Here is a 23,082-nt window from a genome sequence, read left to right on the forward strand (position 1 = left end):
CGCCGCCAGCGTTCGTCCTGAGCCAGGATCAAACTCTCCGATAGAAAGCTTAATCTAGCTTTAAAACAATGTTTTGTTTCCGTAGAAACAACTACTTACATGGCGTTTCGTTCAGTTTTCAAAGATCAATTTATTTCTTTCAATGTCGTTTTCAGCGACTTTATTAATATACCATATTAACTCTGTCAGCGTCAATAACTTTTTTGAAATTCTTTTCGGCGTCAACCGCGTTGTTGCGGCGACTTATATAACTATATCAGGGTTAACTCTGTTACGCAACCCTTTTTTCAAAAGTTATTTCAGAAAAACAAAAAAGGACTCTTTTAGTTACATGAGTCCTTTTCATTCAACCTACCAAAATCAGTTCAATTGCAGCCAGAGCTATAAGGCCTGGAACGCCTAGAAAACCAGTGATCACTGCTGTCCCGGGATTAATAGGAACATGGAGGTCAAATGGAGTGCCGAATGTATTGAGAAAGAATAGAAGTAATGCACCGATTGCTAACTTGATTAACCCCTGTCCAATCCAACGCATTGGCTTTAGGGGTGCCCCCACAAAAAGAAGCAGAACAATACTGAAGACAAACAAGCCAATAATAAGTTTAGGATCCATAATAGACCTCCGCTCTTTTTTCAGAATTACTAAAGCATATGTCTGTCCAAATAAAAAAGAACGGGAGGTTTATCCCATTCTTATCTTTCTTCGTTTTGCTTCTTTTAATAGAAAGAAGTATTTTGCTTCATCCACTTTAAGCTTCGCAAGAACGGCTCCAGAAGGCTCAACACTGCGCTCTACGATTTCTTTTTGATTGTTCCATACATCTTTTAATTCGTATAGCGTCTGAATCAAACGCTCATCAGCGTCTTTCCGCAAATAGCCTTTACGTTTGAAGAACATTTGCTTCCCTCCTGATGCTACAATTCACGACGCCCTTCCATTGCTTTCGAAAGGGTGACTTCATCAGCATATTCAAGATCGCCCCCGACTGGGAGACCATGAGCAATACGAGTAATACGAATACCTGTAGGCTTAACCAGGCGAGCAATATACATCGCTGTTGCTTCTCCTTCAATCGTCGGGTCCGTCGCTAGTATAATTTCTGTTACCTTATCATCCTGCAGACGTTTCAATAACTCTGGTACCTTGATATCTTCAGGCCCAATACCTTCAACAGGAGAAATGGCACCATGAAGAACATGGTATAAACCTGTGTAGTCTTTCATTTTCTCGATAGCAATAACATCTTTAGCATCTTGAACAACACAGATAATCGTCTCATCGCGATGGCTATCTGAACAAATACGACAAGGATCGGTGTCTGTAATGTGATTACACACAGAACAATAAGTTAACTGACGCTTTGCATTAACTAACGCTTTTCCGAAATCAAGGACATCATCATCATTCATTTCAAGAACGAAAAAAGCCAGGCGGACCGCCGTTTTTGGTCCGATTCCCGGCAATTTCATAAAACTGTCGATCAGTTTTGATATTGGTTCAGGATAATGCACCTGCGTACCCCCTAAAACATTCCTGGCATATTAAGACCCTGTGTAAATTTGCCCATGTCTTTGTTTACCAATTCATCTACATTACGTAGTGCATCATTCGTTGCAGCAAGCACAAGGTCTTGTAGCATGTCGATATCATCTGGATCTACGACTTCTTCTTTTACTATTACTTCAAGGATTTCTTTATGACCATTCGCTTTAACTAGAACCATACCGCCGCCAGCTGTACCTTCAACGATTTTATCCTTTAGTTCTTCTTGAGCTTTCGCCATATCCTTTTGCATTTTTTGCATTTGTTTCATCATGTTATTCATGTTTCCTCCGCCACCCATGCCACGTTTCATAAAAAAATTCCTCCTTAGTTATTGTTCATTTTTATGTTTGAATATCTAATAAATCATCGCCGACAAGACGTCTTGCTTCAGCGATCAATGGATCTTCCGCCGGTTCAGCCCCTTTTTGATCAGGTTCTGGTTCATCTCTTGTTTTCAAGAATTCTGTGCGAATTTCCTTCCATTCTTGTTCCACAATTGCAACCATTTCTAACTGTTTACCAAGCGTTCGTGCTAATACTTGTTCAAGCGTTCCACGAATGTTGTCCTTCATTGCCATCTGGCAATGCATGTCATACTGAAAAGATAAAAGAAAGGTGTTGTCTGTAGCGGCCACCGGCTCACTATCTTTCAACCAGGCATGTGCTGAGACTTTTTCCTGACGAACGTTCTCCATCACTTCTCCCCACACGCTTTTTACTTTCAATAAATCTTGCTTAGTAGCTTTCTTCAGCATCTCTTTTATTCTACCATGAGATACGCCAGATTTCTGTCTGGAAGGTTTAAATTGTTTCTTCTGCTTTGGTTCAGAACCTTCTTCTTGTTGCTTAACCGTAACGCCTTGCTCCTTGAGTGTTTTCAACTCATTTTCTAGCTTCTGAATACGATCAAGTAGTTCATTTTGGTCTTCTCCACCTTGTATAGGCTGACTACTCGTCTCTTCCTGGCAGATTTGAACAAGCGCTAATTCCAGAAAGATTCGTGGATGGTTCGTCCACTTCATTTCTTGCTGCGATCGATTCAATGTCTCAATAACAGTATAAATCCATTCTTTCCGAGAACGATCTCCCAAGTGCTGAAACGTTTCGTCGATTTTTACCCGTTCAACTACTTCCTCAAGCTGAGGCGCGGTTTGATATAGTAGTAAATCTCGGTAGTAATAAATTAAGTCTTCTAGAAAACGAGCAGCATCCTTCCCGTGATCCATTAATTCTTCTACTGCGTTCAAAGCTTCTGCCACATCTTTATTGTGGAAAGCCATCGCAATTTTCGAGATCATTTTTTGGGACACGCTTCCTGTTACTGCAAGCACATCATCTAATACAACTTCAGCCTCACTATATGAGATTGCCTGATCAAGAATACTTAACGCATCTCGCATCCCACCATCTGCTGCTCGAGCAACTTGATAAAGTGCATCTTCTTCTACCTCTATATCCTGAGCTTTAATAATTGTTTGTAACCGTCCAACGATGTCCTGCGCCGTAATTCTTCTCATATCAAAACGCTGACACCTGGAAATGATGGTTAATGGAATTTTATGCGGCTCAGTGGTCGCAAGAATAAATACTACATGCTTTGGTGGCTCTTCTAACGTTTTCAGAAGGGCATTGAACGCTCCAGTTGAAAGCATGTGAACCTCATCTATGATATACACCTTATAAGAAACAGAACTCGGCGCATACTTTACTTTATCGCGAATATCACGGATGTCATCAACACCTGTGTTAGAGGCAGCATCAATTTCAATTACATCTGAAATCGAACCATCTGTAATCCCGAGACATGCTGAACATTCATTACATGGTTCAGCAACAGGCGCCTTCTCGCAGTTAATGGCCTTCGCAATAATTTTCGCAGCACTCGTTTTTCCCGTTCCTCGAGGTCCTGTAAACAAATAGGCGTGAGAGATTTTTTGCTGCATGAGTGCGTTTTGAATTGTTCTTGTTACGTGCCCTTGACCAACCACATCTTCAAACGTTTGCGGTCGCCAAACGCGGTATAGCGCTTGATAACTCATTCGCCTACTCTCCTCCTAACCTCTTCATACATTTCTATTATACCTTTTCACCGCTTCTAATTCAAAAGACAATCAAATAAAAGATACTAAAAAACTCACCCTATTAAAAGAGTGAGTTTGAGAATTTAAATTAAGTAAACCGTGCACCTTCCTTTGATAAAGCAACCACAGGCGTTACCTGAACAGTTAGCTCGATCCGGGCACTCCCGCGGCACACAGAGGGTACCTACTTACTGCTGCTTCCTTCCGGACCTGACAGGGTTCATAGGACTCTGTTGCGCAGGACCCGAATGTCAACACCACTTATTCAGGGCAGACCCCGCAGTAGCTAAACCTCGGGAAGGGATTCAGTCTCGCTGTAGCGGATTGCGAGTACAGGGCACCGCTAATTCCCCACCTAGCACGGCAAATTTGATAACATTGTTGTGCACTCGAATGGTGCAAGATAAAGTATATCGTATTTCGACCAATTTAGCAATAGGTCTACTACACCGATAAATGTAACTGGCGGAGGCGAGAGGATTTGAACCCCCGCGACGCGTGAACGTCCTAACTGATTTCGAGTCAGCCCCCTTCAGCCAGACTTGGGTACGCCTCCATCTAACGTTGTCTCTTTGACAAAAAAACTATATCACGTCTCTTTCTGATTTTCAATGATCGACGATCGCTGCTTTTCTTCTTTTCGTTTTCGTCTTAAGTCACGAAAAAAAGCTGATAACATTGTCCCACATTCCACTTCACAAACACCTGGCGTTACAGCTGCTTGATGATTAAAACGTTGATCCTCCAATAAATTCATTAATGTCCCAGCACATCCACCCTTTGGATCGTAGGCACCAAAGACCACACGCTCAACTCTAGAAAGAACGATCGCTCCACTACACATAGCGCACGGCTCAAGGGTTACGTATAACGTGCAGTCAGTTAAGCGCCAAGACCCCACTTTACGACACGCTTCATCAATCGCAAGTAACTCTGCATGTGCTACAGATCGTTGTTCCGTTTCTCTAAGGTTATATGCAGAGGCAATCACTTCATTGTCTTTTACAATGACTGCACCTATGGGTACTTCCCCTATGGATGCAGCTTTCTGGGCTTCCGCTATAGCAAGTCGCATAAACTGCTTATCTTTTTCCACTAGGTTCTGCATTCATTTCCCTCCTTTACAATCGTTTTATCTATTAATCATTTGGGTAAACTACATATTATTCCAATTCATTTAAAGGAGAGGAGTTCACATGAGTAAAAAACATATTGAACATAGTCATCAAGATACCTCAGCAGCACTTTTATTAATAGATGTCATCAATACAATGGATTTCGAAGATGCTGAACTTCTTGCTAGATACACAGAGAAAACAGCAGACAATATACAATCTTTAAAAAAAGAAGCGAAAGCAAAAGGGATGCCTGTTATCTATGTTAATGATAATTACGGCTTATGGCAATCTGATTTCAAAAAGGTCATCAACTATGCAGCCGAAGCAAATGGTCAACATCTTGTGGATCGCCTTGAGCCAGAAGACGATGATTATACTGTTGTGAAACCGAAGCATTCTGGCTTTTTCTCAACCCCACTCTCAACGTTACTCAAATTCTTGAACGTCAATACACTTATTCTAACTGGTTTTGCAGGAAACATTTGTGTGCTCTTTACTGCGAATGATGCTTATATGAGGGAATACGATCTTTATATACCATCTGATTGCTGTGCCTCTAACGTTAAGGAGGATAATGACTATGCCCTCCGCTTAATGGAAGGAAACTTAAAAGCCAGTACACAAGCTTCAACTGAATTGGATATAAACGACCTTGTTGAAAAAGCGAATCAGCGAAATACAACAACAGCTTATGAAGGATAACAAAATCCCCTCTTCCATAGAAGAGGGGTCATTTGTTATGAGCTTGTTTGGAAATAAGCCGGTCTTTGTTCAAAAGCAGCATTTAAATACGTAACCATTAATTTATCATCGAAAAGCTTGCTACCTTTACGAAGACTCTGACAGTAGCCGTCTCTAAACTCAAGACGATCGATTAAAAACGAATTGCCGAATCCGCTATTTACTGTAACTTCAATCACACGTTCTTTAGCCGCAAAGGCAAGGGTCGTATCATTGATCTGGAAGCGAACTTCTTCAAGATATTTTGAATGGTAAAGACAGGTCATGCAGCGAACGACTTCATAATATCCCCCGTCAGTTGTCACACGCTCTGTTTTATATCGCTTTAAATCAGAATCGATGTACATCATCACATCCTGGACCTTTTTTGTCGAAATCGCCAGTTGGACGCTAGTATTCAAAGACTGATAGAAGCGTTTCTTAATACCAACCTTATAAAACACGAGACCCATACACCATATAACAAGGAGAACTGGTAACAAAATGGTCAGAACTTCTTTTTCGAAAATCGTCCAATCATAATACCAGATTAGAAAAAGAATGCTTACCGAAAAAAGGATGCCAGCTAAAAAAGTCTGTGGTCGATAATCGCGAAAGTCTTTTTCTGCTGTAGCAAGTTCCGCTTTCAGCCATTCCAATTCATATAAATCAAAGCGCTGAAGCTCTTTTTGTTGCCAGGCTGCGTCTCTCATCCATCCTTCTGAACGCTTATGATGCAAAAAACCTTTAAAAAAATTATGTAGATGTGAATTCGTCTCCATCTTCCGCTCAATCGTTTGCCTGAAGGCACGATCATATTGCCGAGCAATCGCGCTCATACCTTGAGCAATGATGAGAAGGATAAGCAATAATAAGAAAAGCTGTCCCCACGGATTATCTGAGAAAACAGATTGTATACCATCAACCACGGGAGAAAGCTCTGATTTAAGATTGATGCCAACAGCACGAAATAGTTCTGCCAAAGTCCCTTTCCAATCGTCCAACTTGAAAGCCTCCCAACTCTCCATACTATTTCTATCATATCACCTTTACGTTGCTTTAGCTTGCATTTTTTAACAATGAGCATTACTGATTCGGAGGTTTGATTAACCAGTTTGTTGTCACATACACGGGGAGATTCGTTAATTTAACTTGAATCATTTCAGACCGTTCATAAAACCCCCGGTCAATCTTAAACGTCAATCGATCTTCTTCATCCCCAAGTAATCTCAAGTAACGTTTCTCATTCCTCTCATTGATGGCTTCTATCAAAACCTGATCTTTATACAACAAATTTAAGGAAAGACCTTTCGTAGCGATTTGATTTACTAGTAAGTGAAATGTAACTCCATGATCATCATAATAGAGAGTCTCCTTAACAATTTCAGCACCATACATCGTAGTGATAGGTTCATCTACTCGATGCGTGTAAGTCGATTCTTTAATCTGCTTATAAATTTCATATTGATTCGGATCAACTTCGAAAATAATTTCCTTTGAAGATGCGCCAATCAGCCCATAGAATTGGATGGCTTCCGGTAGCTCGGTTCCACTTGGAAAAGATACTGAGTATTGACCGCTGATCTCTTCTACTATTAGCGGCACTATCTCTGTTTCATTGGTTGAGATCTTCAAATCCATTTCAACGATTTTTGAAAGAGGAGAATTGCTATTTAGTATGAGACGCCTATCAGAGGGCGTCTTCTCCCATTGAGAAACAGTTACAATTGTTTCTACAAATTTCTTTGTTTCATCTATTTGTCTTATGATCTTTTCTTCCTTTTCGTACTCATAAGACACAGGCACTTCAACGGTAGCAGATCGCTTTCCACTTACAATTGCTTTTAGTGCTCCATTTCATTTTTGAAGAGGCTCGTTTGTCTCAGAATGAGTAACAGCTTGAAACGTTCCTTTCATATAATAGTCATCTAATAGTCATCTTCAAACAGTACACCTTCACCTGTTTCAACGAGTTCCAATACAGATGCTTTATCCGAACCAGCTTCCATCACAAGTTGATCAATTTTAGGGAGATCTTCTCTATCTCTTGTTATGACAAACTTACTATCCGACACATCAACATGATAGAAAACAAAGACATTGTGTCGAGAGTACCAGAAGCTATCCACGTTTATTTTAAAATCTTTTGGTAGTGAAGGACCTTCATATGCTTGATAATCTCCTGACTTTATTGCTAGTTCAAGTCCAGGAGTGATGCTTTTAAAGTAAGGGACGATATCATCAGCCTTTTCCACAGTTAAAACGTCATCAGAAATTTCCTTTTCCTTTCTGATAAATGTAAACGTGATAAAAGCTGCTCCTAAAAGAACAATGAGCATAAATCATTTACGCTTCCCCATCATCAGCTCACTCATTTCCAGTGAATCGTTCGTTATTCTTTCGCTAAATGGATTGGTGTTTCCTTTTATGGAGTTGGCTTTATAAATAATAGAGTTGAAGTAAAAAAGAAGGAAATGAATAATTGAAGAAAATAGAGGGTAAAAATAACAAAATAAAAAACCCTTACAGCATAAGGATTTAAATGGTGGCCCCGAGAGGATTCGAACCTCCGACCTGCGGTTTAGGAAACCGTTGCTCTATCCCCTGAGCTACGGGGCCGAATGAATAACATTATACATGAAAATACATAAATGCAAAAGCATCGTGCAACATAATCATCGCGTGATCAAGTGATCACGCGACTGCCGTTCATTTCCCCAATTCGTTATTCTGTGACCCAGCTTTTCATATAATTCTCATCTTCATATTGCTGAACGTGTTCAATGACCTTAAGTGGTCGGAATGTATCGATCATCACAGCAAGCTCAAGCGTTTCTTTTTTGCCGATGCTTGCCTCAATTTTTCCTGGATGCGGGCCGTGTGGGATACCTGAAGGATGAAGGGTAATCGACGCTTCCTCAATGCCCTTCCGACTCATGAAATTCCCCTCAACGTAGTAAAGTACTTCATCACTATCAACGTTACTATGAAAATAAGGTGCTGGAATGGCGTCTGGATGATAGTCATAGAGCCTTGGCACAAAGGAGCAGACGACAAAGTTATGACCTTCAAAAGTTTGATGTACTGGCGGCGGCTGATGCACTCGCCCTGTAATCGGCTCAAAATCGTTGATATTAAACTTCCATGGATAAAGGTAGCCATCCCAGCCGACAACATCAAGCGGATGATGATCGAACATATGGCGGTGCAACCCCCCACGTGTTTTCGTTACTACTTCAAACGATCCTTTTTTATCATAAGATAGAAGACGATCTGGCCCGTTGAAATCTCGTTCACAGAATGGACTGTGTTCCATCAGCTGCCCATATTCGTTTCGATATCTCCTCGGAGTCGTAATCGCACTGTTTGCTTCTAAAACCAACCAGCGATTATCCTCCCCTTCTGGAATAACGCGGTAAATGGTTCCAATTGGCATGACAATATAGTCGCCAGCTTCATAAGAGACTTCCCCAAACATCGTCTCGATTTTCCCTGAACCGTGATGGATAAAGAAAAGCTCATCTCCATCCCCATTGCGATAAAAGTAATTCATTGTTTTCGTAGGATTCACGATCCCGAGAATCACATCATCATTCCCTAGGAAATAACATCGATCGACAACCGCATCACCTTTTTTGTCGCACTGTGCTGTTCGGAAATGACGATGGCGAAGGGCGCTTTCTGTCTCATACTCTGGTTCTATATTCTTTAGAAAGGTCGCATCTGTCACCGCTGTTGGAAAATAGTGATGATACATGATCGATTGAATACCCGAAAATCCTTTCGTTCCCATCACTTGTTCCCTGTATAAGGAACCATCTTCTTTTTTAAACGTTGTATGTCGTTTAGAAGGAACCTCTCCCATTTTTCGATAGTAAACCATACTCTTCCTCCTCCCCCACGACATTTGAAAGCGTGCCAAGGTTCGTAATAGCTAAATCAACTTTATCGCCGGACTGTAGAAAGATACGATCTGTCTGTTCAAGAATACACCCGCTTCCCACCGTGCCTGAACCGAGTACTTCTCCAGGATATAAGGTAACATTGCGGGAGGCCTGTTCAATGATCTCACCAAAGGAATAGTACATATCTTTCGCATTTCCCAAGGAATAACGCTCGCCATTTACGAATGCCTCCATTTGTAAATCAAGCTTCCCATGTTCCATAGGAAGCTCATCAGTCGTTACTAGAAAGGGACCGAAGGAAGTAGCAAAATCCTTTCCTTTCGCTGGACCTAGGCCAACTTTCATTTCTTGTGCTTGAAGATCACGCGCACTCCAGTCATTCATAATCATAAAACCGAAAATGTAGTCCTTCGCCTGATTTGCTTTTATGTTGCGCCCTTCTTTTCCAATGACGCATGCAATTTCTAATTCATAGTCTAGCTTTTCACATGCTTTAGGTCGTAGAATTACTTCCCCTGGTCCTTTCACCGCAAGATGATTTGAAAAATAGAAGACCGGAAGCTCATACCATTCTGGCACAACACCAAGCCCTCTTTTCCCTCGTGCAGTGACCACGTGTTCTTCAAAGGCATAAAAATCTCGGATGCTCAGTGGACGCGGAAGAGGCGCATATAGAGTAACGTTTTCGAGTTCATAATCACCATTTATACATGCTTCAATAAGCGGTTGATAACGCGGGTAGTCGACAATAATCCTCATAAGATCTTCTGGAATAACACCATTAGAAGCTTCATGTAATCCGATAATACGCGAGTCCTTATAAATACCAGCTTGTCTTTTACCCTCTACTTCGAAAGTAACGAACTTCAACGGCCTCAGCTCTTTCCATCAGGAGATGTTTTTCGTCTCAATATAAATGTATCTGTTATCGATCTCGTATACTCCTGACCCGCTAAACGCCCAACTGGTTGGAGCATCTCCGTATCTATCTTGCCACCTTTATATAACTCATCACGCACGTGAACCATCACAACTTTTCCAATAACGAGACTACCTGACCCTTCATGATCACCAAACTCAACGATTTGATCAAGAACACATTCGAGCTGAACGTCACTCTCCTTCACTCTAGGAGGACGAATTAGCTCACTTTCTACTTTTGTAAGTCCAGCCTCCAGAAATTCATCCGTCCCTTTCGGAAAAGGCGTAGCACACTCATTCATTTGTTCAGCAATTTTCTCACCAACGATATTGATCACAAACTCCTTTGATTCTTCAATGTTTAATAGCGTATCTTTCTTATCTCCTGCACCAGCCTTTCGCATCGGAGAAAAGCAAACCATCATAGGATCCGCACATATCCCTGTAAAAAAGCTAAAAGGAGCAAGGTTCGTCTCACCGCTCTTATCTATACTCGATACAAAAGCAATCGGCCGGGGGAGAATAGATCCAATCAATAATTTATAGGCATCTTTCCACGCTAACGTATTCGGTTGAACTTTCATGAAAAAGGCAACTCCTTCTTAAAGCAGATTGAAGATAATCTTCTATAAGTTGCCTCTTCGTTCCTGCTCTCGTTCAATCGCTTGGAACAACGCTTTAAAGTTTCCTTCTCCAAATCCTTTCGCACCCTTACGCTGAATAACTTCAATAAATAACGTTGGTCGATCGACAACAGGTTTTGTGAAAATTTGAAGTAAGTACCCTTCGTCATCACGGTCCACTAAAATTTTTAACTCGCGTAGTTTGCTTATGTCTTCATCAATCTCACCTACTCGCTCAGTAAGCGCATCATAATAATCATCTGGTGTTTCAAGAAACTCAACTCCACCCTCACGAAGTTTTGCAACTGTATCAACAATATCGTTCGTCAGGACAGCAATATGCTGCACACCAGGACCATTGTAATAATCGAGGTATTCTTGAATTTGTGATTTACGTTTCCCATTTGCAGGCTCATTGATTGGGAATTTAATGCGTCCCCCATTGTGCATCACTTTCGACATTAACGCAGAGTACTCTGTGCTAATGTCTTCATCATCGAAATGAATCATTTGCTTAAAGCCCATCACATTCTCATAGTAAGAAACCCACTCTTCCATTGATTCCACGTTCCCAACGCAGTGGTCGATACCAAGTAACCCCGTTTCCTTTGAAGGGATTTTCCCTTCAAACTTCTTAAACCCAGGAAGAAAAAGCCCGGAGTAGTTTTTTCGTTCAACTAATGTATGAATGGTATCACCATAAGTACCAATAACCGCCATCTTCACTACGCCATGCTCATCTTTATATTCTTTCGGTGGACTTAGTTCAATCGCTCCTCGCTCAGCAGCTTCTTTGTAAGCGCTCTCAATATTCTCTACAGTAAGAGCGATATCCTTAACGCCATCTCCGTGCAATTTGACAAACTCCGCAATTGGGTGATCATTCGACAGTGCACCTGATAAAACAAGACGAATGTTATTTTGCTGCAGCACATAAGATACTTTTTCACGATCCCCTGTTTCAAGCCCTGAATAAGCTACCGGCGTAAATCCAAACGCCTTACAAAAATAGTGACTAGCCTGTTTCGCATTTCCAACATAAATCTCCAAATAATCCACATCACGTACCGGGAAAAAATCAGCCGTTTCCTGTTGATTTTGATTCATCATTTGCTCCTGCACAATCATCCCTCCAAATATAGTTTGTCACTCAGCTTAAACGTATAGTTTTTTTCCAAACATTTCAAGAACATATGCTAAAGCCATAACGCAGTAAATGAAAAGCGAAGACGAGCGTTTAGAAACGGCGCCTTCTCTATATCGCGGAAAAACTAAAATATCGCAGAATTCTCTTCACTGGAAGAACTCAACTAAGCTATGAAGGGCTCGTATTCGCTTCATTAAACAGCGTAAACAATAAAATTCGCTTACACCACAGCTCATTTCGCTTTTTTCTCAAAATAACTAGACATCGGATAGATCGTCACGCTTTGAAAAACAAGAGATAGCAACACAGCCCCAAACGTGAGAGAGATAAGTGTACTATCTCCTGAACCATACTCAGATTCCAAACTTAGAAGAAGTGCAACCGACATCGTTCCCCGTATGCCGGACCAGGTAACAAGCGAAATGTCTTTCCAATTAAATTCATTACGCCAGGCTGTAAATGATTTAATAATACCTGCAAGCACAAGGAAACGAACAACGACAGATGCGAGAAAGATCAATCCTGCAAATACCCAGTAGTTAAAATCAAGATAGTTTGTTGATTCAATCCCTATTAATAAAAAAATCAATGCGAGAATACTTGGCTCAACAACTTCCCAGAAGCTGTTAAGGTATTCTCTATAGTGTGATTCTTTAATAAAGCCATCAAGTTCATATGAAAGCACGATTCCAGCTGCAACGACGGAGAGGACTCCTGACACACCAAGATTTTCTGCTACATAAAAACTTCCATAAGCGAGCACGATACTTAGCATCACCTGGTATTGTCGCTGATGTGTAAAAGAAATGGCTCGACAGACAATCCAACTAAATATCGCTCCGATCGCAATTCCTCCAATTGACACAAGAGCAAAGTCATAAATAAACGAGCTAATAGAAAAGCTCTCATCACCAAGATACATGCCAGCGAACACTGTAAAAAGAACGATACTCGTTCCATCGTTCACCATCGATTCACCTTCGACCACATCTGCTATTTTGGGATCTTTTGAAGCCTGCTTTAAAATTGAGACCACTGAGACGGGATCAGTAGGTGTAAGAATAGAAGCAATTAATAAAGCCCCAACAAATGATAATGAAAGGAACGGCCCGCTCATAATAAATAATAAACTACCGAGGAGGAGAGCACTCAATAGTAATCCCAGCGTGCTTAATGCGGCAATAATACCCGCGTGCTTTTTTAGATGAGCAAATGGGAACTGATACGCAGAAATAAAAAGAAGAGCAGGTAGAAACCATTCAAAGATAATGTCTTTCGTTATATGTACGGAGCTGAAGAACGGAAGAAAAGAAAGTCCTATTCCTAAACCTAATAAGACCAGTGGTGCAGGGAAGTTTTTTTGCTTTTTATCAATCGTATAAACTAAATAACCGATGAACAGTAAAATTAAGATCTGATTAGAATCCATGATTTCACTCCTTTGTATTAGTGTCATTCCCTACTCCATTTAGGCTTCAAACAGGCAGGCTTTATTTACCTCTAACTTGCTTGCTTTAACCCTGTCAACAGTTCGTGGTGTATGCTACAATAATCTTTGTCTATTCAAAGATAAGCAAGGTCTGCTATAGGAAACGACGGAGGAGGATACGTATGAACCAGACCCCATTTATTGCCGTCGAAGGCCCCATCGGAGTTGGAAAGACCTCCCTATCTCGAGCGATTGCTGCTCATTATCAATTTGAACTTTTTCAAGAAATCGTAGAAGAGAATCCCTTTCTCGGTAAGTTTTACGACAACATTGAAGAGTGGAGCTTCCAAACCGAGATGTTTTTTCTCAGCCATCGATACAAACAGTTAGAGGAAATGGAGAAGCATCATTTATCAAAACAGCTTCCCGTTATTTCCGATTACCACATCTTTAAGAATAAGATATTTGCCCAACAGACACTTAGTGACAAGCACTTTTCTAAATATATGAAGATTTATGACATTCTAACCGAAGGAATGCCCGAACCGAACGTCATTATCTATTTAAATGCTAGCCTTGAAACGCTGCTTAACCGTATTTCACAACGTGGAAGACAGATTGAAAAAAGCATCGATCCCGCTTATCTTGAGCGTCTTTCATCTGACTATGAACGGTTTATGCAAGAATTTGAAGCACATCATCCTGATATTCCTGTGCTCCGTTTCAATGGTGATAAGATGGATTTTGTGTCCAATCAAGATGATTTACACACCATCTTCCAATCCCTCGAAAAAACATTGAAAGAAGGAGACCCTGTTAAATGAATCTCAGAGAAAAATACAACATCCCACAGGATGCCGTCATTACAATCGCTGGTACGGTAGGCGTCGGGAAGTCTACCATTACGAGCTCACTTGCTAACGCCTTACAATTTAGGACTTCTCTTGAAAAAGTAGATAACAATCCATATTTAGAGAAATTCTATAATGACTTCTCACGTTGGAGCTTTCACTTACAAATTTATTTCCTTGCTGAGCGCTTTAAAGAACAGAAGAGAATGTTTGAATATGGTGGAGGATTTGTTCAGGATCGTTCCATTTATGAAGATACAGGCATCTTTGCAAAAATGCATTATGAAAAAGGAACAATGTCAGCTGTTGACTATGATACTTACACGAATCTGTTTCAGTCTATGGTGATGACGCCTTTCTTCCCCCATCCTGATTTAATGATCTATCTTGAAGGATCATTTGATGATGTCGTTGACCGCATTAAAGAGCGTGGCCGTCCGATGGAGCAGCAAACGCCAACTGCTTATTGGGAAGAAATGTATGAGCGTTATACAAATTGGATTGACAGTTTTAATGCCTGTCCAATTCTCCGCTTAAATATCAATGAGTATGATCTAGTTAACGACCCATCCTCTGTTGAACTTATCTTAAAGCGTATTGAACAGAAATTTCAACAAATCCCTTCTTTAAGTAGATAATCTAAAAAAAGCTATCCAACGGATAGCTTTTTTCTTATGGTAAAATATGAGTACATAGAAAAAACCGCTGTCGGCGATGACAGCGGTCGAAATATAATCTCCAAATTATATGCGCGTTGGTTATTAATTAGTAAATGGAGGAGGAAGAGGGATTCGAACCCCCGCGGGCGACTAAGCCCCTGTCGGTTTTCAAGACCGATCCCTTCAGCCAGACTTGGGTATTCCTCCGTGTGAAAAAGTTATTAACTAACTGCGACAAGTAATATAATATCATCGTCCTATAATAATGTCAACGATATCTCAAAACTTTTTTAAAAGAATTTGAATTACTTACTTATGTTGATCATTTCAGTTAAACCGCGCCGAAAATCAACACCCCTTACTATACACGATTATATCCTAAAAATAAAGAGCAGAGACGCCTCTGCTCTTTATCATTTTTCTATTTAATGATTTCACGACCACCCATGTATGGACGCAGAACTTCAGGAACAATTACAGTGCCATCTTCTTGTTGATAGTTCTCTAAGATTGCTGCAACTGTTCTTCCAATCGCAAGACCAGATCCGTTTAACGTATGAAGGAATTCTGGCTTACCGTTCTTTTCTCGACGGAAGCGAATACCTGCGCGTCGTGCCTGGAAGTCTTCAAAGTTACTGCAAGAAGAAATTTCACGATATGTGCCATAGCTTGGAATCCAAACTTCAATATCGTATTTCTTTGCTGCTGTAAATCCAAGATCACCTGTACACATGCTCATCACGCGGTAAGGCAAGTTCAACAGCTGTAGCACTTTCTCAGCGTGGCCAGTAAGCTTTTCAAGCTCGTCATAAGAATCTTCAGGCTTAACGAAGCGAACAAGCTCTACTTTGTTAAACTGATGCTGACGAATCAGTCCACGTGTATCACGACCAGCAGAACCAGCTTCAGAACGGAAGCAAGCACTATATGCGGTGTAAGCCAGTGGAAGATCTTCTCCGTCCATAATTTCATCACGGTGGAAATTTGTAACAGGAACTTCCGCTGTCGGAATTAAGAAATAGTCTTCTTCCCTAATTTTGAACGCATCTTCTTCAAATTTAGGTAACTGACCAGTTCCAGTCATGCTCTCACGGTTCACAAGGTAAGGAGGCAGAATCTCTTCATAGCCATGCTCTGATTCATGTAAGTCCATCATAAAGTTAATCAATGAACGTTCAAGACGAGCTCCAACACCTTTATAGAATGCGAAGCGACTACCCGTTACTTTTGCAGCACGTTCAAAGTTAATAATATTTAGATCAGTTGCGATATCCCAGTGTGGCTTCGCTTCAAAAGCAAAATCATTTTTCTCTCCCCACGTACGGATTTCGATATTATCGTCTTCCGTCTCACCAACAGGTACACTGTCATGCGGAATGTTTGGAATTTGAAGAAGAATTTGCTCAAGTTCGGTCTCAACATTGCGAAGCTCTTCATCCATTGTTTTAATCTTATCGCCAACTTCACGCATTTCTTTAATAAGGTGATCAGCATCTTTCTTCTCACGTTTAAATGCTGCCACGTTTTTAGAAGCTTCATTCCGCTGTCCTTTTAACTGTTCTGTTTCAGCGATAAGGTCTCTTCTTCGCTGGTCAAGCTCTTCAAAACGATCAAGACCTACTAGATCTTCCCCACGCTTAGATAGCTTTACTTTTACTTCTTCAAAATTCTTACGCAAATACTTTAAATCGATCATGCTTTTTCCTCCTTTTTAAATGAACAATAAACGAGTTAACGAAAGGGATAGTGGTGTAGAGACGTGTATTTAAATACAAAAAAGCCCCCGTCCCCTATAAAGGGACGAGAGCTACCCGCGTTGCCACCCTGATTGCAGACGATTGTCTGCCTCTTAACAGAATAACGGTCTGCTCCGAGAAAGCCTACTTCGTTCAGCATTCTACTCAGGGATGGATTCACAGGGTTCAATGATCGATTCGCACCACACATCGACTCTCTTGGCATTGAACATCTATTACTAATTCCCGTCAACGTTTTCGTTTATCATTCGTCTTATGCAGAAAAAGAATTCTCTTCTTCTTGGTACGTAATAATTTACACGAAAAATTACTCTGTTGCAAGTCCTTCTTTCTTAAACTCCAAAACCATATCAATAAACATCTGATGCATGCGATCATCATCTGTTAGTTCTGGATGGAAGGCACACGCAAGAAAACGTCCATGACGTGCAGCTACGATTTTTTCATTAAACGTAGCAAGCACTTCAACATCTTCTCCAACTTCTTCGATATAAGGAGCTCGAATGAAGACACCGATAAAGTCATCTTCTAATCCTTTAACAGGTAATGGCGCTTCAAAGCTTTCGCGCTGACGTCCGAATGCATTTCTTTTTGCTTTTACATCCATAACGCCAATATGCGATCCGTCTACTCCTTCAATATGCTTTGAAAGCAGAATTAGCCCAGCACATGTACCGAAAATAGGCTTCTCAGCTGCAAAAGCTTTAAGTGGCTCTAAAAATCCATATTGATCAATTAATCGACGCATTGTCGTACTCTCTCCACCAGGTAGTACGAGTCCATCTAAATCCTTGAGTTGCTCTACTCGTTTCACAACAATGATTTCTGCTTCTTTTGTTTCAAGTGCTTTCACATGTTCTCGGATTGCACCTTGCAGTCCAAGGACCCCAACTCTCACCATACTTCTCTCGACTCCTTCTCTTTATCTAAGTAAGAACCCCACCTTATGTTGCACAGGTGGGGGATCAATGTTTTACCAGCCGCGCTCTTGCATACGGTCTGATGGCTTAAGTGAAGAAATTTCAATACCTGGCATTGCGATACCAAGGTTCTTAGAAATATTCGCGATCAATTCATAATCCTGATAGTGAGTTGTTGCTTCCACAATAGCTTTAGCAAATTTCTCAGGATTATCCGATTTGAAAATTCCAGATCCAACGAAGACGCCGTCAGAACCAAGCTCCATCATTAGTGCTGCATCTGCAGGAGTTGCGATGCCACCAGCAGCAAAGTTAACAACCGGAAGACGTCCAAGCTCTTTAATTTGAAGAAGAAGCTCAAATGGCGCCTGAAGGTTTTTCGCTTCAGTCATCAATTCGTCTTCAGACATGCTTGAAATTTTACGAATTTGGGATTGAATAAGACGCTGATGACGTACAGCTTCAACAACGTTTCCTGTTCCAGGTTCACCTTTCGTACGAAGCATTGCAGCACCTTCACCTACGCGGCGCAGTGCTTCACCAAGGTTACGCGCTCCACATACAAACGGAACAGTGTACTTGCGCTTATCAAGGTGGAATTCTTCGTCAACTGGAGTAAGAACTTCACTTTCATCAATGTAGTCAACGCCCATTGATTCAAGAACGCGTGCTTCTACAATATGACCAATACGGCATTTTGCCATTACTGGAATCGATACGGCATTCACAACGTCCTCTACGATTGTAGGATCAGCCATACGCGCTACGCCGCCTGCTGCACGAATATCAGATGGCACTCGTTCTAGTGCCATTACTGCTACTGCACCAGCTTCTTCTGCAATCTTAGCTTGCTCTGCATTGACAACGTCCATAATCACGCCGCCCTTTTGCATTTCAGCCATACCACGTTTTACACGATCTGTACCTGTTTGTTGATTCATCTATATTCCTCCCATATCTATACTTAGAAACGTCTTTGTTACACGACATCTATCAAACGCTTTTATTGTAACATTTTTTCATGACTTGTCCTATCACATGTGCAGTGATTTCATAAAAGATTTAGAAAAATACTCCTCGATGAACGCATCGAAGAGTATTTTTTCCAAGTATACTTGATATTATTAATTAAAACAGACCTTTCACTGCATCTGCTACGCTAGTCCATACACCAGAAAAGAAGCCACCAATCGCTCGCATAGTAAGTGTAAACCAACCTGCTTTTTCAACAGATTCAGTTGCTACAAGAGGTACTGAAGAGCCCTTGTCACCTGTTATGTAACCGAAGTCTTCACCGGTTGATTTTAAGACGACTTTTCCAACTTGATCACCTTCTTTGATTGGTGCAGTTAGTTCTCCATCTTCTGTTAGAAGAGATTGATCGTATTCATAGCTTAGTTTAAATGGTTCTTTCGTATTCTTCACTGTTACTGCATTGAAAGATTCTCCTGCAGCGACCCCAACTTCTTTCTCCTTACCTTTAACAACTTTAACCGTGGAATTACCATCAGCTTTATCACCTTCAGTAACGATTGTTTGGGCCTGGAATTGATCAAATCCATAGTTCAGAAGCTTAGCTGTTTCTTCAAAACGAGCTTCATACGAATCAGTTTTCATCACAACAGAAATTAATCGCATATCACCTTGTTTAGCTGTTCCTGTAAAAGCAAATCCAGCAAGGTCTGTAGAACCAGTCTTGAGACCATCTATGCCTTCTACTTTGTATTTATTAGCATATACAAGTGAAGGAAGAAGCCAGTTCCAGTTCTTCATTGTAATTTCATCATCTGTACCTTCTCGGAATTTCTTTTCTGGAGTACTAGTGGTTTCTATTACTTCAGGAAAATCTTTAAGAAGGTTATAAGCAAGAAGTCCAGTTGAACGAGCAGACATCATGTTCTCTTCATCAGGGTCTCCAGCAGGATGATTACCAAGTAGATCTTTGTTATTCAGCCCTGAACTATTAACAAACTTATATTCTTTCATACCCATTTCTTTTGCTTTTGCATTCATCATTTCGACAAACTTCGCTTCTGTTCCAGCAACGTGCTCAGCCAGCGCCATTGTGGCAGCATTTGCAGAATAAATGGCCATTGCTTCATATAATTCCTTAACTGTATACTGTTCGCCCACTCGAAGTGGTACGTTTGAAAGAGAACGGTTCTGTGATAGCTTTTGGATCGTATCACTTACTGTAACTTTTTCATCCCAACTTACTTCGTTTTTATTAATTGCTTCAAGTACTAAATATTCCGACATCATCTTTGTCATACTTGCAGGTGAGAGCGTTAATTCAGGATTTTTCTGATATAAAATCTTTCCTGAATTTGCATCAATTAAAATTGATGCTTCTGCTTTGATGTCGGGCGCCTCTGCAGCTTCTGCAGTATTGCCTCCACCAAATGTTCCTGCTAGTAATAATACCATCGCCATGGTTACGATCATGGCTTTCAAACCAAGGTTTCTCAACCCCTACACCTCCAAATAAGTCTCACATAACCGCTATTCTATCACACCTAAAATTAAAAAAATAGATAGAGGAAAGTCCCCCTATCTACTTTTCGAACGTATTAATCTATTTTTGTCACACACCTGTTATAACTTCAGTCTAAAGCACTATTTAAACAGAATAATTTGGTGCTTCTTTCGTAACCTGAACATCGTGTGGATGACTCTCGCGAAGGCCTGCACCCGTAATTCGAACGAACTGGCTATCTTCACGAAGTGAGTTAAGTGTTCTTGTCCCACAGTAACCCATTCCAGAACGTAAGCCCCCGATTAACTGATGAATTGTATCAGTTAGTGGTCCTTTGTAAGGAACACGTCCTTCAATTCCTTCAGGAACGAGTTTAGACATATTTTCCTGGAAATAACGATCTTTACTTCCCTTTTCCATTGCTCCAATCGAGCCCATTCCACGGTATACCTTAAACTGACGACCCTGATAGATTTCACGTTCGCCTGGACTTTCATCAACACCCGCAAGAATACTACCAAGCATCACTGCGTGTCCACCTGCAGCGAGCGCCTTTACGATATCTCCAGAGAACTTAATGCCACCATCAGCAATAATACTAATACCATGTTTGCGTGCTTCTGTTGCACATTCATACACCGCTGTGATTTGAGGTACACCAACACCAGCAATAACGCGAGTCGTACAAATTGAACCAGGTCCAATTCCTACCTTCACTACATCGGCTCCGGCTTCAATTAAGGCTTTAGTCCCCTCAGCAGTTGCGACATTACCTGCGATAATTGGAAGATCAGGGTAGGCGCTTTTGATTTCACTCACCTTTGTCATAATGCCTTCTGTATGGCCGTGAGCAGAATCTAATACAATAACGTCAACACCAGCCTCCACTAGTTTTTCAACTCGCTTCAGAGCATCTGTTGTATTCCCTACAGCAGCGCCAACTAGAAGACGTCCTCTGCTGTCTTTAGCAGACTGAGGAAACTGAATAACTTTCTCAATATCTTTAATTGTTATAAGACCTTTAAGTGTTCCATCATCATCAACCAATGGAAGCTTTTCAATGCGATGCTTTTGAAGAACTCGCTCAGCCTCTTTTAATGTTGTACCTACAGGAGCTGTTACAAGATTTTCTTTTGTCATAACGTCTTTAATTTGTATAGAGTAGTCTTCAATAAAACGAAGGTCACGATTAGTAAGGATACCAACGAGCTTGCGTTCCTCATTAACAATAGGAACACCGGATATACGATACTTGCCCATCAGATGTTCAGCATCGAATACTTGATGTTCTGGTGTGAGAAAGAAAGGATCAGTAATAACACCACTTTCAGATCGTTTAACACGATCTACGTGTTCAGCTTGTTCCTCCATCGACATGCTTTTATGAATAATACCTAATCCACCCTGTCTTGCCATGGAAATAGCCATAGGTGCTTCGGTTACTGTATCCATACCAGCACTAATAATCGGTACATTTAATTCAAGGTCTTTTGTTAATTGAGTTTTCACCGATACTTCTCTTGGTAGTACATCGGAAAAAGCTGGTGTTAATAAGACATCATCGAAGGTTAACCCTTCTTTAGCGAATTTTGTTTCCCACATCCCTTTCATCCTCCTCTAATCGAATTGTCCGAAATTTTATTAGTAGCTTATCAATTGGTTAAACTACTGTCAAGAAAGATAGAATAAGTTTGAATAATCAAACATGGAGGGCTCCTATGGGATATTCTGGACATTATCATTCAAACAACTTTGCCTATCACTCAGCCTCATATGTTCAGCAATATTTAAAGGAATGTTATTCTAACATCGAACTTCCGGATGCCGAACGTAAAAGCTACGATTCCTGTTATCGATTTATGTATTTTATCGAATATGGCGAACGCTATTATCGGCATGCTTCAACTGCTGATACAGAGCTAAAACCTATCCTTCTTTTTTATGGGATGATTCAACTGTTAAAAGCTTGTCTTATTACAATTGATCCAAATTATCCGGGTGACACACATGTTCTTGCACACGGCGTTACGTCTCGAAAAAGAAAAAAACGCCATTATGCTTTCTTGCAAGATGAAGTAAAAGGTCAAAAAAATGGACTCTTTGAATACTTTTCAAGGAAAATGTTTCATGTGAAACAGGTAGAAGGGGAAAAATATAAAATGGAAGATCTTCTTACCCTTATACCCGAAGTTTGCCCATTATTTGAGAAGCTGACTCGTAAAGTAACGAGCTATAAAATGATTTCTCTTACCTCCACTTCTTTCACTATTCAGGCAAGTATTCTTGATACATTAAATATGACTGCAGAACGTTTTGAATCCTACCTTCAGCAGCATGGGGATACTTCAATAAAAGTTCTTACTCATAATCGTGATTTCATTACTTTGCAGTTCAAGGAGGACCCCGTCGCAGGCTTAAAGGAGCGCCCCTTCCTATATGATAGGAATACTCTTTACCTCCCGGCAGAACGTAGTCAGTACAATCCTATTGCTGAGGTAATGGCTCACTATCTAATTTTATATAACCTCAGTATGATTTGCCGATACGAGACAGAATGGTGGGGAGATCTTTTTCATACTCAGGAGTCATTAGATCTACCATTTATTCTACAATTTCTTGAAGTAACTTCTGAAAAAATACCGTATTTGCTATATGAGTTTTTAAATAAGAGAGGTACAAATTGAAGGAAGTAGTTCGTATTTATTCGACGAACGAGGTGGAACTAGGTATTAAGCTAGGTAATACACACCGAAAAAAACATACAAAAAAGCGAGAAACCCTCAGGTCTCTCGCTTCTCTTATGTTGCCCAGCGACGTCCTACTCTTGCAGGGGGAGATCCCCCAACTACCATCGGCGCTGAAGAGCTTAACTTCCGTGTTCGGCATGGGAACGGGTGTGACCTCTTCGCCATCATCACTAGACTAACAG

General features: G+C 40.8%; 23 protein-coding genes, 3 tRNA genes, 1 rRNA gene, 1 other RNA gene and 1 other annotated feature. Of the genes, 4 read left to right on the forward strand and 24 right to left on the reverse strand.

Features of this window, described 5'->3' with window-relative positions; all coding sequences use genetic code 11:
* Positions 1-346 precede the first annotated feature (346 nt).
* The 8 genes from ABVF21_RS22080 to tadA all read right to left on the reverse strand — a co-directional run bounded on the left by ABVF21_RS22080 (position 347) and on the right by tadA (position 4,723).
* Complete coding sequence (locus tag ABVF21_RS22080; RefSeq protein WP_303536362.1) at positions 347-613, reverse strand: pro-sigmaK processing inhibitor BofA family protein; 267 nt, start codon at positions 611-613, stop codon at positions 347-349.
* A 69-nt stretch (positions 614-682) separates the two neighbouring features.
* Positions 683-898, reverse strand: a complete 216-nt coding sequence (locus ABVF21_RS22085) for a YaaL family protein (protein ID WP_194222576.1) — start codon at positions 896-898, stop codon at positions 683-685.
* 17 nt (positions 899-915) lie between these two features.
* Positions 916-1,512 carry a recombination mediator RecR gene (gene recR / locus ABVF21_RS22090; protein ID WP_194222575.1) on the reverse strand — a complete coding sequence of 199 codons (597 nt, stop codon included), beginning with the start codon at positions 1,510-1,512 and terminating at the stop codon, positions 916-918.
* 11 nt (positions 1,513-1,523) lie between these two features.
* Positions 1,524-1,844, reverse strand: coding sequence for a YbaB/EbfC family nucleoid-associated protein (locus ABVF21_RS22095; protein ID WP_370314437.1), 321 nt, complete (start codon positions 1,842-1,844; stop codon positions 1,524-1,526).
* Positions 1,845-1,887: 43 nt separating this feature from the next.
* Complete coding sequence (dnaX, locus tag ABVF21_RS22100) at positions 1,888-3,585, reverse strand: DNA polymerase III subunit gamma/tau (protein ID WP_303536358.1); 1,698 nt, start codon at positions 3,583-3,585, stop codon at positions 1,888-1,890.
* Between the two features lie 139 nt (positions 3,586-3,724).
* Positions 3,725-3,991, reverse strand: an RNA gene (gene ffs, locus ABVF21_RS22105) — signal recognition particle sRNA large type.
* A gap of 99 nt (positions 3,992-4,090) precedes the next feature.
* Positions 4,091-4,183 (reverse strand) — tRNA-Ser (locus ABVF21_RS22110).
* Positions 4,184-4,216: 33 nt separating this feature from the next.
* Positions 4,217-4,723 carry a tRNA adenosine(34) deaminase TadA gene (gene tadA / locus ABVF21_RS22115; RefSeq protein ID WP_371019025.1) on the reverse strand — a complete coding sequence of 169 codons (507 nt, stop codon included), beginning with the start codon at positions 4,721-4,723 and terminating at the stop codon, positions 4,217-4,219.
* A 100-nt stretch (positions 4,724-4,823) separates the two neighbouring features.
* Here tadA and ABVF21_RS22120 point away from each other — a divergent pair, with 100 nt between their 5' ends.
* Entirely contained in the window at positions 4,824-5,447 is a 624-nt protein-coding gene (locus tag ABVF21_RS22120; RefSeq protein ID WP_371019021.1) for a cysteine hydrolase family protein, read from the forward strand.
* Positions 5,448-5,482: 35 nt separating this feature from the next.
* Here ABVF21_RS22120 and ABVF21_RS22125 read toward each other — a convergent pair whose 3' ends face one another.
* From ABVF21_RS22125 to ABVF21_RS22165, 9 genes are all read right to left on the reverse strand, one after another.
* A complete protein-coding gene (locus tag ABVF21_RS22125) occupies positions 5,483-6,469 on the reverse strand; it encodes a hypothetical protein (protein ID WP_194222571.1) in 987 nt (328 codons plus the stop codon).
* A gap of 82 nt (positions 6,470-6,551) precedes the next feature.
* On the reverse strand, positions 6,552-7,265 hold the full coding sequence (locus ABVF21_RS22130) for a hypothetical protein (RefSeq protein ID WP_371019022.1): 714 nt from the start codon (positions 7,263-7,265) through the stop codon (positions 6,552-6,554).
* A 128-nt stretch (positions 7,266-7,393) separates the two neighbouring features.
* Positions 7,394-7,804 (reverse strand): hypothetical protein, encoded by a 411-nt coding sequence (locus ABVF21_RS22135; protein WP_371019023.1) that lies wholly within the window; start codon positions 7,802-7,804, stop codon positions 7,394-7,396.
* Between the two features lie 204 nt (positions 7,805-8,008).
* Positions 8,009-8,084, reverse strand: a tRNA-Arg gene (locus ABVF21_RS22140).
* A 106-nt stretch (positions 8,085-8,190) separates the two neighbouring features.
* Complete coding sequence (locus ABVF21_RS22145) at positions 8,191-9,348, reverse strand: homogentisate 1,2-dioxygenase (protein ID WP_303536328.1); 1,158 nt, start codon at positions 9,346-9,348, stop codon at positions 8,191-8,193.
* A complete protein-coding gene (locus ABVF21_RS22150; protein WP_303536325.1) occupies positions 9,311-10,240 on the reverse strand; it encodes a fumarylacetoacetate hydrolase family protein in 930 nt (309 codons plus the stop codon). The genes ABVF21_RS22145 and ABVF21_RS22150 overlap by 38 nt, the downstream gene beginning before the upstream one ends.
* Before the next feature lie 5 nt (positions 10,241-10,245).
* Positions 10,246-10,875: a flavin reductase family protein gene (locus tag ABVF21_RS22155; protein WP_371019024.1), complete on the reverse strand. Its 630-nt coding sequence runs from the start codon at positions 10,873-10,875 to the stop codon at positions 10,246-10,248.
* Positions 10,876-10,917: 42 nt separating this feature from the next.
* The gene (gene hppD / locus ABVF21_RS22160; protein ID WP_371019026.1) at positions 10,918-12,024 is read right to left on the reverse strand and encodes a 4-hydroxyphenylpyruvate dioxygenase; all 1,107 of its coding nucleotides are present in this window, start codon (positions 12,022-12,024) and stop codon (positions 10,918-10,920) included.
* Positions 12,025-12,293: 269 nt separating this feature from the next.
* The gene (locus tag ABVF21_RS22165; protein ID WP_303536319.1) at positions 12,294-13,490 is read right to left on the reverse strand and encodes a cation:proton antiporter; all 1,197 of its coding nucleotides are present in this window, start codon (positions 13,488-13,490) and stop codon (positions 12,294-12,296) included.
* 182 nt (positions 13,491-13,672) lie between these two features.
* Here ABVF21_RS22165 and ABVF21_RS22170 point away from each other — a divergent pair, with 182 nt between their 5' ends.
* Both ABVF21_RS22170 and ABVF21_RS22175 read left to right on the forward strand, forming a co-directional pair.
* Positions 13,673-14,314 carry a deoxynucleoside kinase gene (locus tag ABVF21_RS22170; protein ID WP_303536316.1) on the forward strand — a complete coding sequence of 214 codons (642 nt, stop codon included), beginning with the start codon at positions 13,673-13,675 and terminating at the stop codon, positions 14,312-14,314.
* Positions 14,311-14,979 (forward strand): deoxynucleoside kinase, encoded by a 669-nt coding sequence (locus tag ABVF21_RS22175; protein ID WP_194222563.1) that lies wholly within the window; start codon positions 14,311-14,313, stop codon positions 14,977-14,979. The genes ABVF21_RS22170 and ABVF21_RS22175 overlap by 4 nt, the downstream gene beginning before the upstream one ends.
* Before the next feature lie 135 nt (positions 14,980-15,114).
* Here ABVF21_RS22175 and ABVF21_RS22180 read toward each other — a convergent pair.
* The 6 genes from ABVF21_RS22180 to guaB all read right to left on the reverse strand — a co-directional run bounded on the left by ABVF21_RS22180 (position 15,115) and on the right by guaB (position 21,755).
* Positions 15,115-15,207: transfer RNA gene (locus ABVF21_RS22180), tRNA-Ser, on the reverse strand.
* Between the two features lie 214 nt (positions 15,208-15,421).
* Positions 15,422-16,696: a serine--tRNA ligase gene (gene serS / locus ABVF21_RS22185; RefSeq protein WP_303536313.1), complete on the reverse strand. Its 1,275-nt coding sequence runs from the start codon at positions 16,694-16,696 to the stop codon at positions 15,422-15,424.
* 97 nt (positions 16,697-16,793) lie between these two features.
* Positions 16,794-16,998 (reverse strand) — a binding site (T-box leader).
* Between the two features lie 66 nt (positions 16,999-17,064).
* A complete protein-coding gene (pdxT, locus tag ABVF21_RS22190; protein WP_283153224.1) occupies positions 17,065-17,658 on the reverse strand; it encodes a pyridoxal 5'-phosphate synthase glutaminase subunit PdxT in 594 nt (197 codons plus the stop codon).
* Positions 17,659-17,730: 72 nt separating this feature from the next.
* A complete protein-coding gene (gene pdxS, locus ABVF21_RS22195; protein WP_098445637.1) occupies positions 17,731-18,618 on the reverse strand; it encodes a pyridoxal 5'-phosphate synthase lyase subunit PdxS in 888 nt (295 codons plus the stop codon).
* A gap of 187 nt (positions 18,619-18,805) precedes the next feature.
* Positions 18,806-20,122 carry a D-alanyl-D-alanine carboxypeptidase family protein gene (locus tag ABVF21_RS22200; RefSeq protein ID WP_306558558.1) on the reverse strand — a complete coding sequence of 439 codons (1,317 nt, stop codon included), beginning with the start codon at positions 20,120-20,122 and terminating at the stop codon, positions 18,806-18,808.
* Positions 20,123-20,297: 175 nt separating this feature from the next.
* Positions 20,298-21,755 carry an IMP dehydrogenase gene (gene guaB, locus ABVF21_RS22205; RefSeq protein ID WP_194222560.1) on the reverse strand — a complete coding sequence of 486 codons (1,458 nt, stop codon included), beginning with the start codon at positions 21,753-21,755 and terminating at the stop codon, positions 20,298-20,300.
* Positions 21,756-21,871: 116 nt separating this feature from the next.
* On the opposite strand from guaB, the gene ABVF21_RS22210 reads away from it, so the two are divergent.
* On the forward strand, positions 21,872-22,837 hold the full coding sequence (locus ABVF21_RS22210) for a YaaC family protein (RefSeq protein ID WP_303536303.1): 966 nt from the start codon (positions 21,872-21,874) through the stop codon (positions 22,835-22,837).
* A 121-nt stretch (positions 22,838-22,958) separates the two neighbouring features.
* Here the strand turns inward: ABVF21_RS22210 and rrf are convergent.
* Positions 22,959-23,075: ribosomal RNA gene (rrf, locus tag ABVF21_RS22215) — 5S ribosomal RNA — on the reverse strand.
* Positions 23,076-23,082: the final 7 nt, after the last annotated feature.

The sequence above is a fragment of the Pseudalkalibacillus sp. JSM 102089 genome (genome assembly GCF_041366475.1).
Taxonomy (GTDB): Bacteria; Bacillota; Bacilli; order Bacillales; family Guptibacillaceae; genus Guptibacillus; species Guptibacillus hwajinpoensis_B.

Coding starts and splice junctions, on each gene's coding strand:
- ABVF21_RS22080 (WP_303536362.1), bottom strand. CDS start 613: ATGGATCCTAAACTTATTATTGGCTTGTTTGTCTTCAGTATTGTTCTG.
- ABVF21_RS22085 (WP_194222576.1), bottom strand. CDS start 898: ATGTTCTTCAAACGTAAAGGCTATTTGCGGAAAGACGCTGATGAGCGT.
- ABVF21_RS22095 (WP_370314437.1), bottom strand. CDS start 1,844: ATGGGTGGCGGAGGAAACATGAATAACATGATGAAACAAATGCAAAAA.
- dnaX (WP_303536358.1), bottom strand. CDS start 3,585: ATGAGTTATCAAGCGCTATACCGCGTTTGGCGACCGCAAACGTTTGAA.
- ABVF21_RS22120 (WP_371019021.1), top strand. CDS start 4,824: ATGAGTAAAAAACATATTGAACATAGTCATCAAGATACCTCAGCAGCA.
- ABVF21_RS22135 (WP_371019023.1), bottom strand. CDS start 7,804: ATGCTCATTGTTCTTTTAGGAGCAGCTTTTATCACGTTTACATTTATC.
- ABVF21_RS22145 (WP_303536328.1), bottom strand. CDS start 9,348: ATGGTTTACTATCGAAAAATGGGAGAGGTTCCTTCTAAACGACATACA.
- ABVF21_RS22155 (WP_371019024.1), bottom strand. CDS start 10,875: ATGAAAGTTCAACCGAATACGTTAGCGTGGAAAGATGCCTATAAATTA.
- hppD (WP_371019026.1), bottom strand. CDS start 12,024: ATGATGAATCAAAATCAACAGGAAACGGCTGATTTTTTCCCGGTACGT.
- ABVF21_RS22165 (WP_303536319.1), bottom strand. CDS start 13,490: ATGGATTCTAATCAGATCTTAATTTTACTGTTCATCGGTTATTTAGTT.
- ABVF21_RS22170 (WP_303536316.1), top strand. CDS start 13,673: ATGAACCAGACCCCATTTATTGCCGTCGAAGGCCCCATCGGAGTTGGA.
- ABVF21_RS22175 (WP_194222563.1), top strand. CDS start 14,311: ATGAATCTCAGAGAAAAATACAACATCCCACAGGATGCCGTCATTACA.
- serS (WP_303536313.1), bottom strand. CDS start 16,696: ATGATCGATTTAAAGTATTTGCGTAAGAATTTTGAAGAAGTAAAAGTA.
- pdxT (WP_283153224.1), bottom strand. CDS start 17,658: ATGGTGAGAGTTGGGGTCCTTGGACTGCAAGGTGCAATCCGAGAACAT.
- pdxS (WP_098445637.1), bottom strand. CDS start 18,618: ATGAATCAACAAACAGGTACAGATCGTGTAAAACGTGGTATGGCTGAA.
- ABVF21_RS22200 (WP_306558558.1), bottom strand. CDS start 20,122: ATGATCGTAACCATGGCGATGGTATTATTACTAGCAGGAACATTTGGT.
- guaB (WP_194222560.1), bottom strand. CDS start 21,755: ATGTGGGAAACAAAATTCGCTAAAGAAGGGTTAACCTTCGATGATGTC.
- ABVF21_RS22210 (WP_303536303.1), top strand. CDS start 21,872: ATGGGATATTCTGGACATTATCATTCAAACAACTTTGCCTATCACTCA.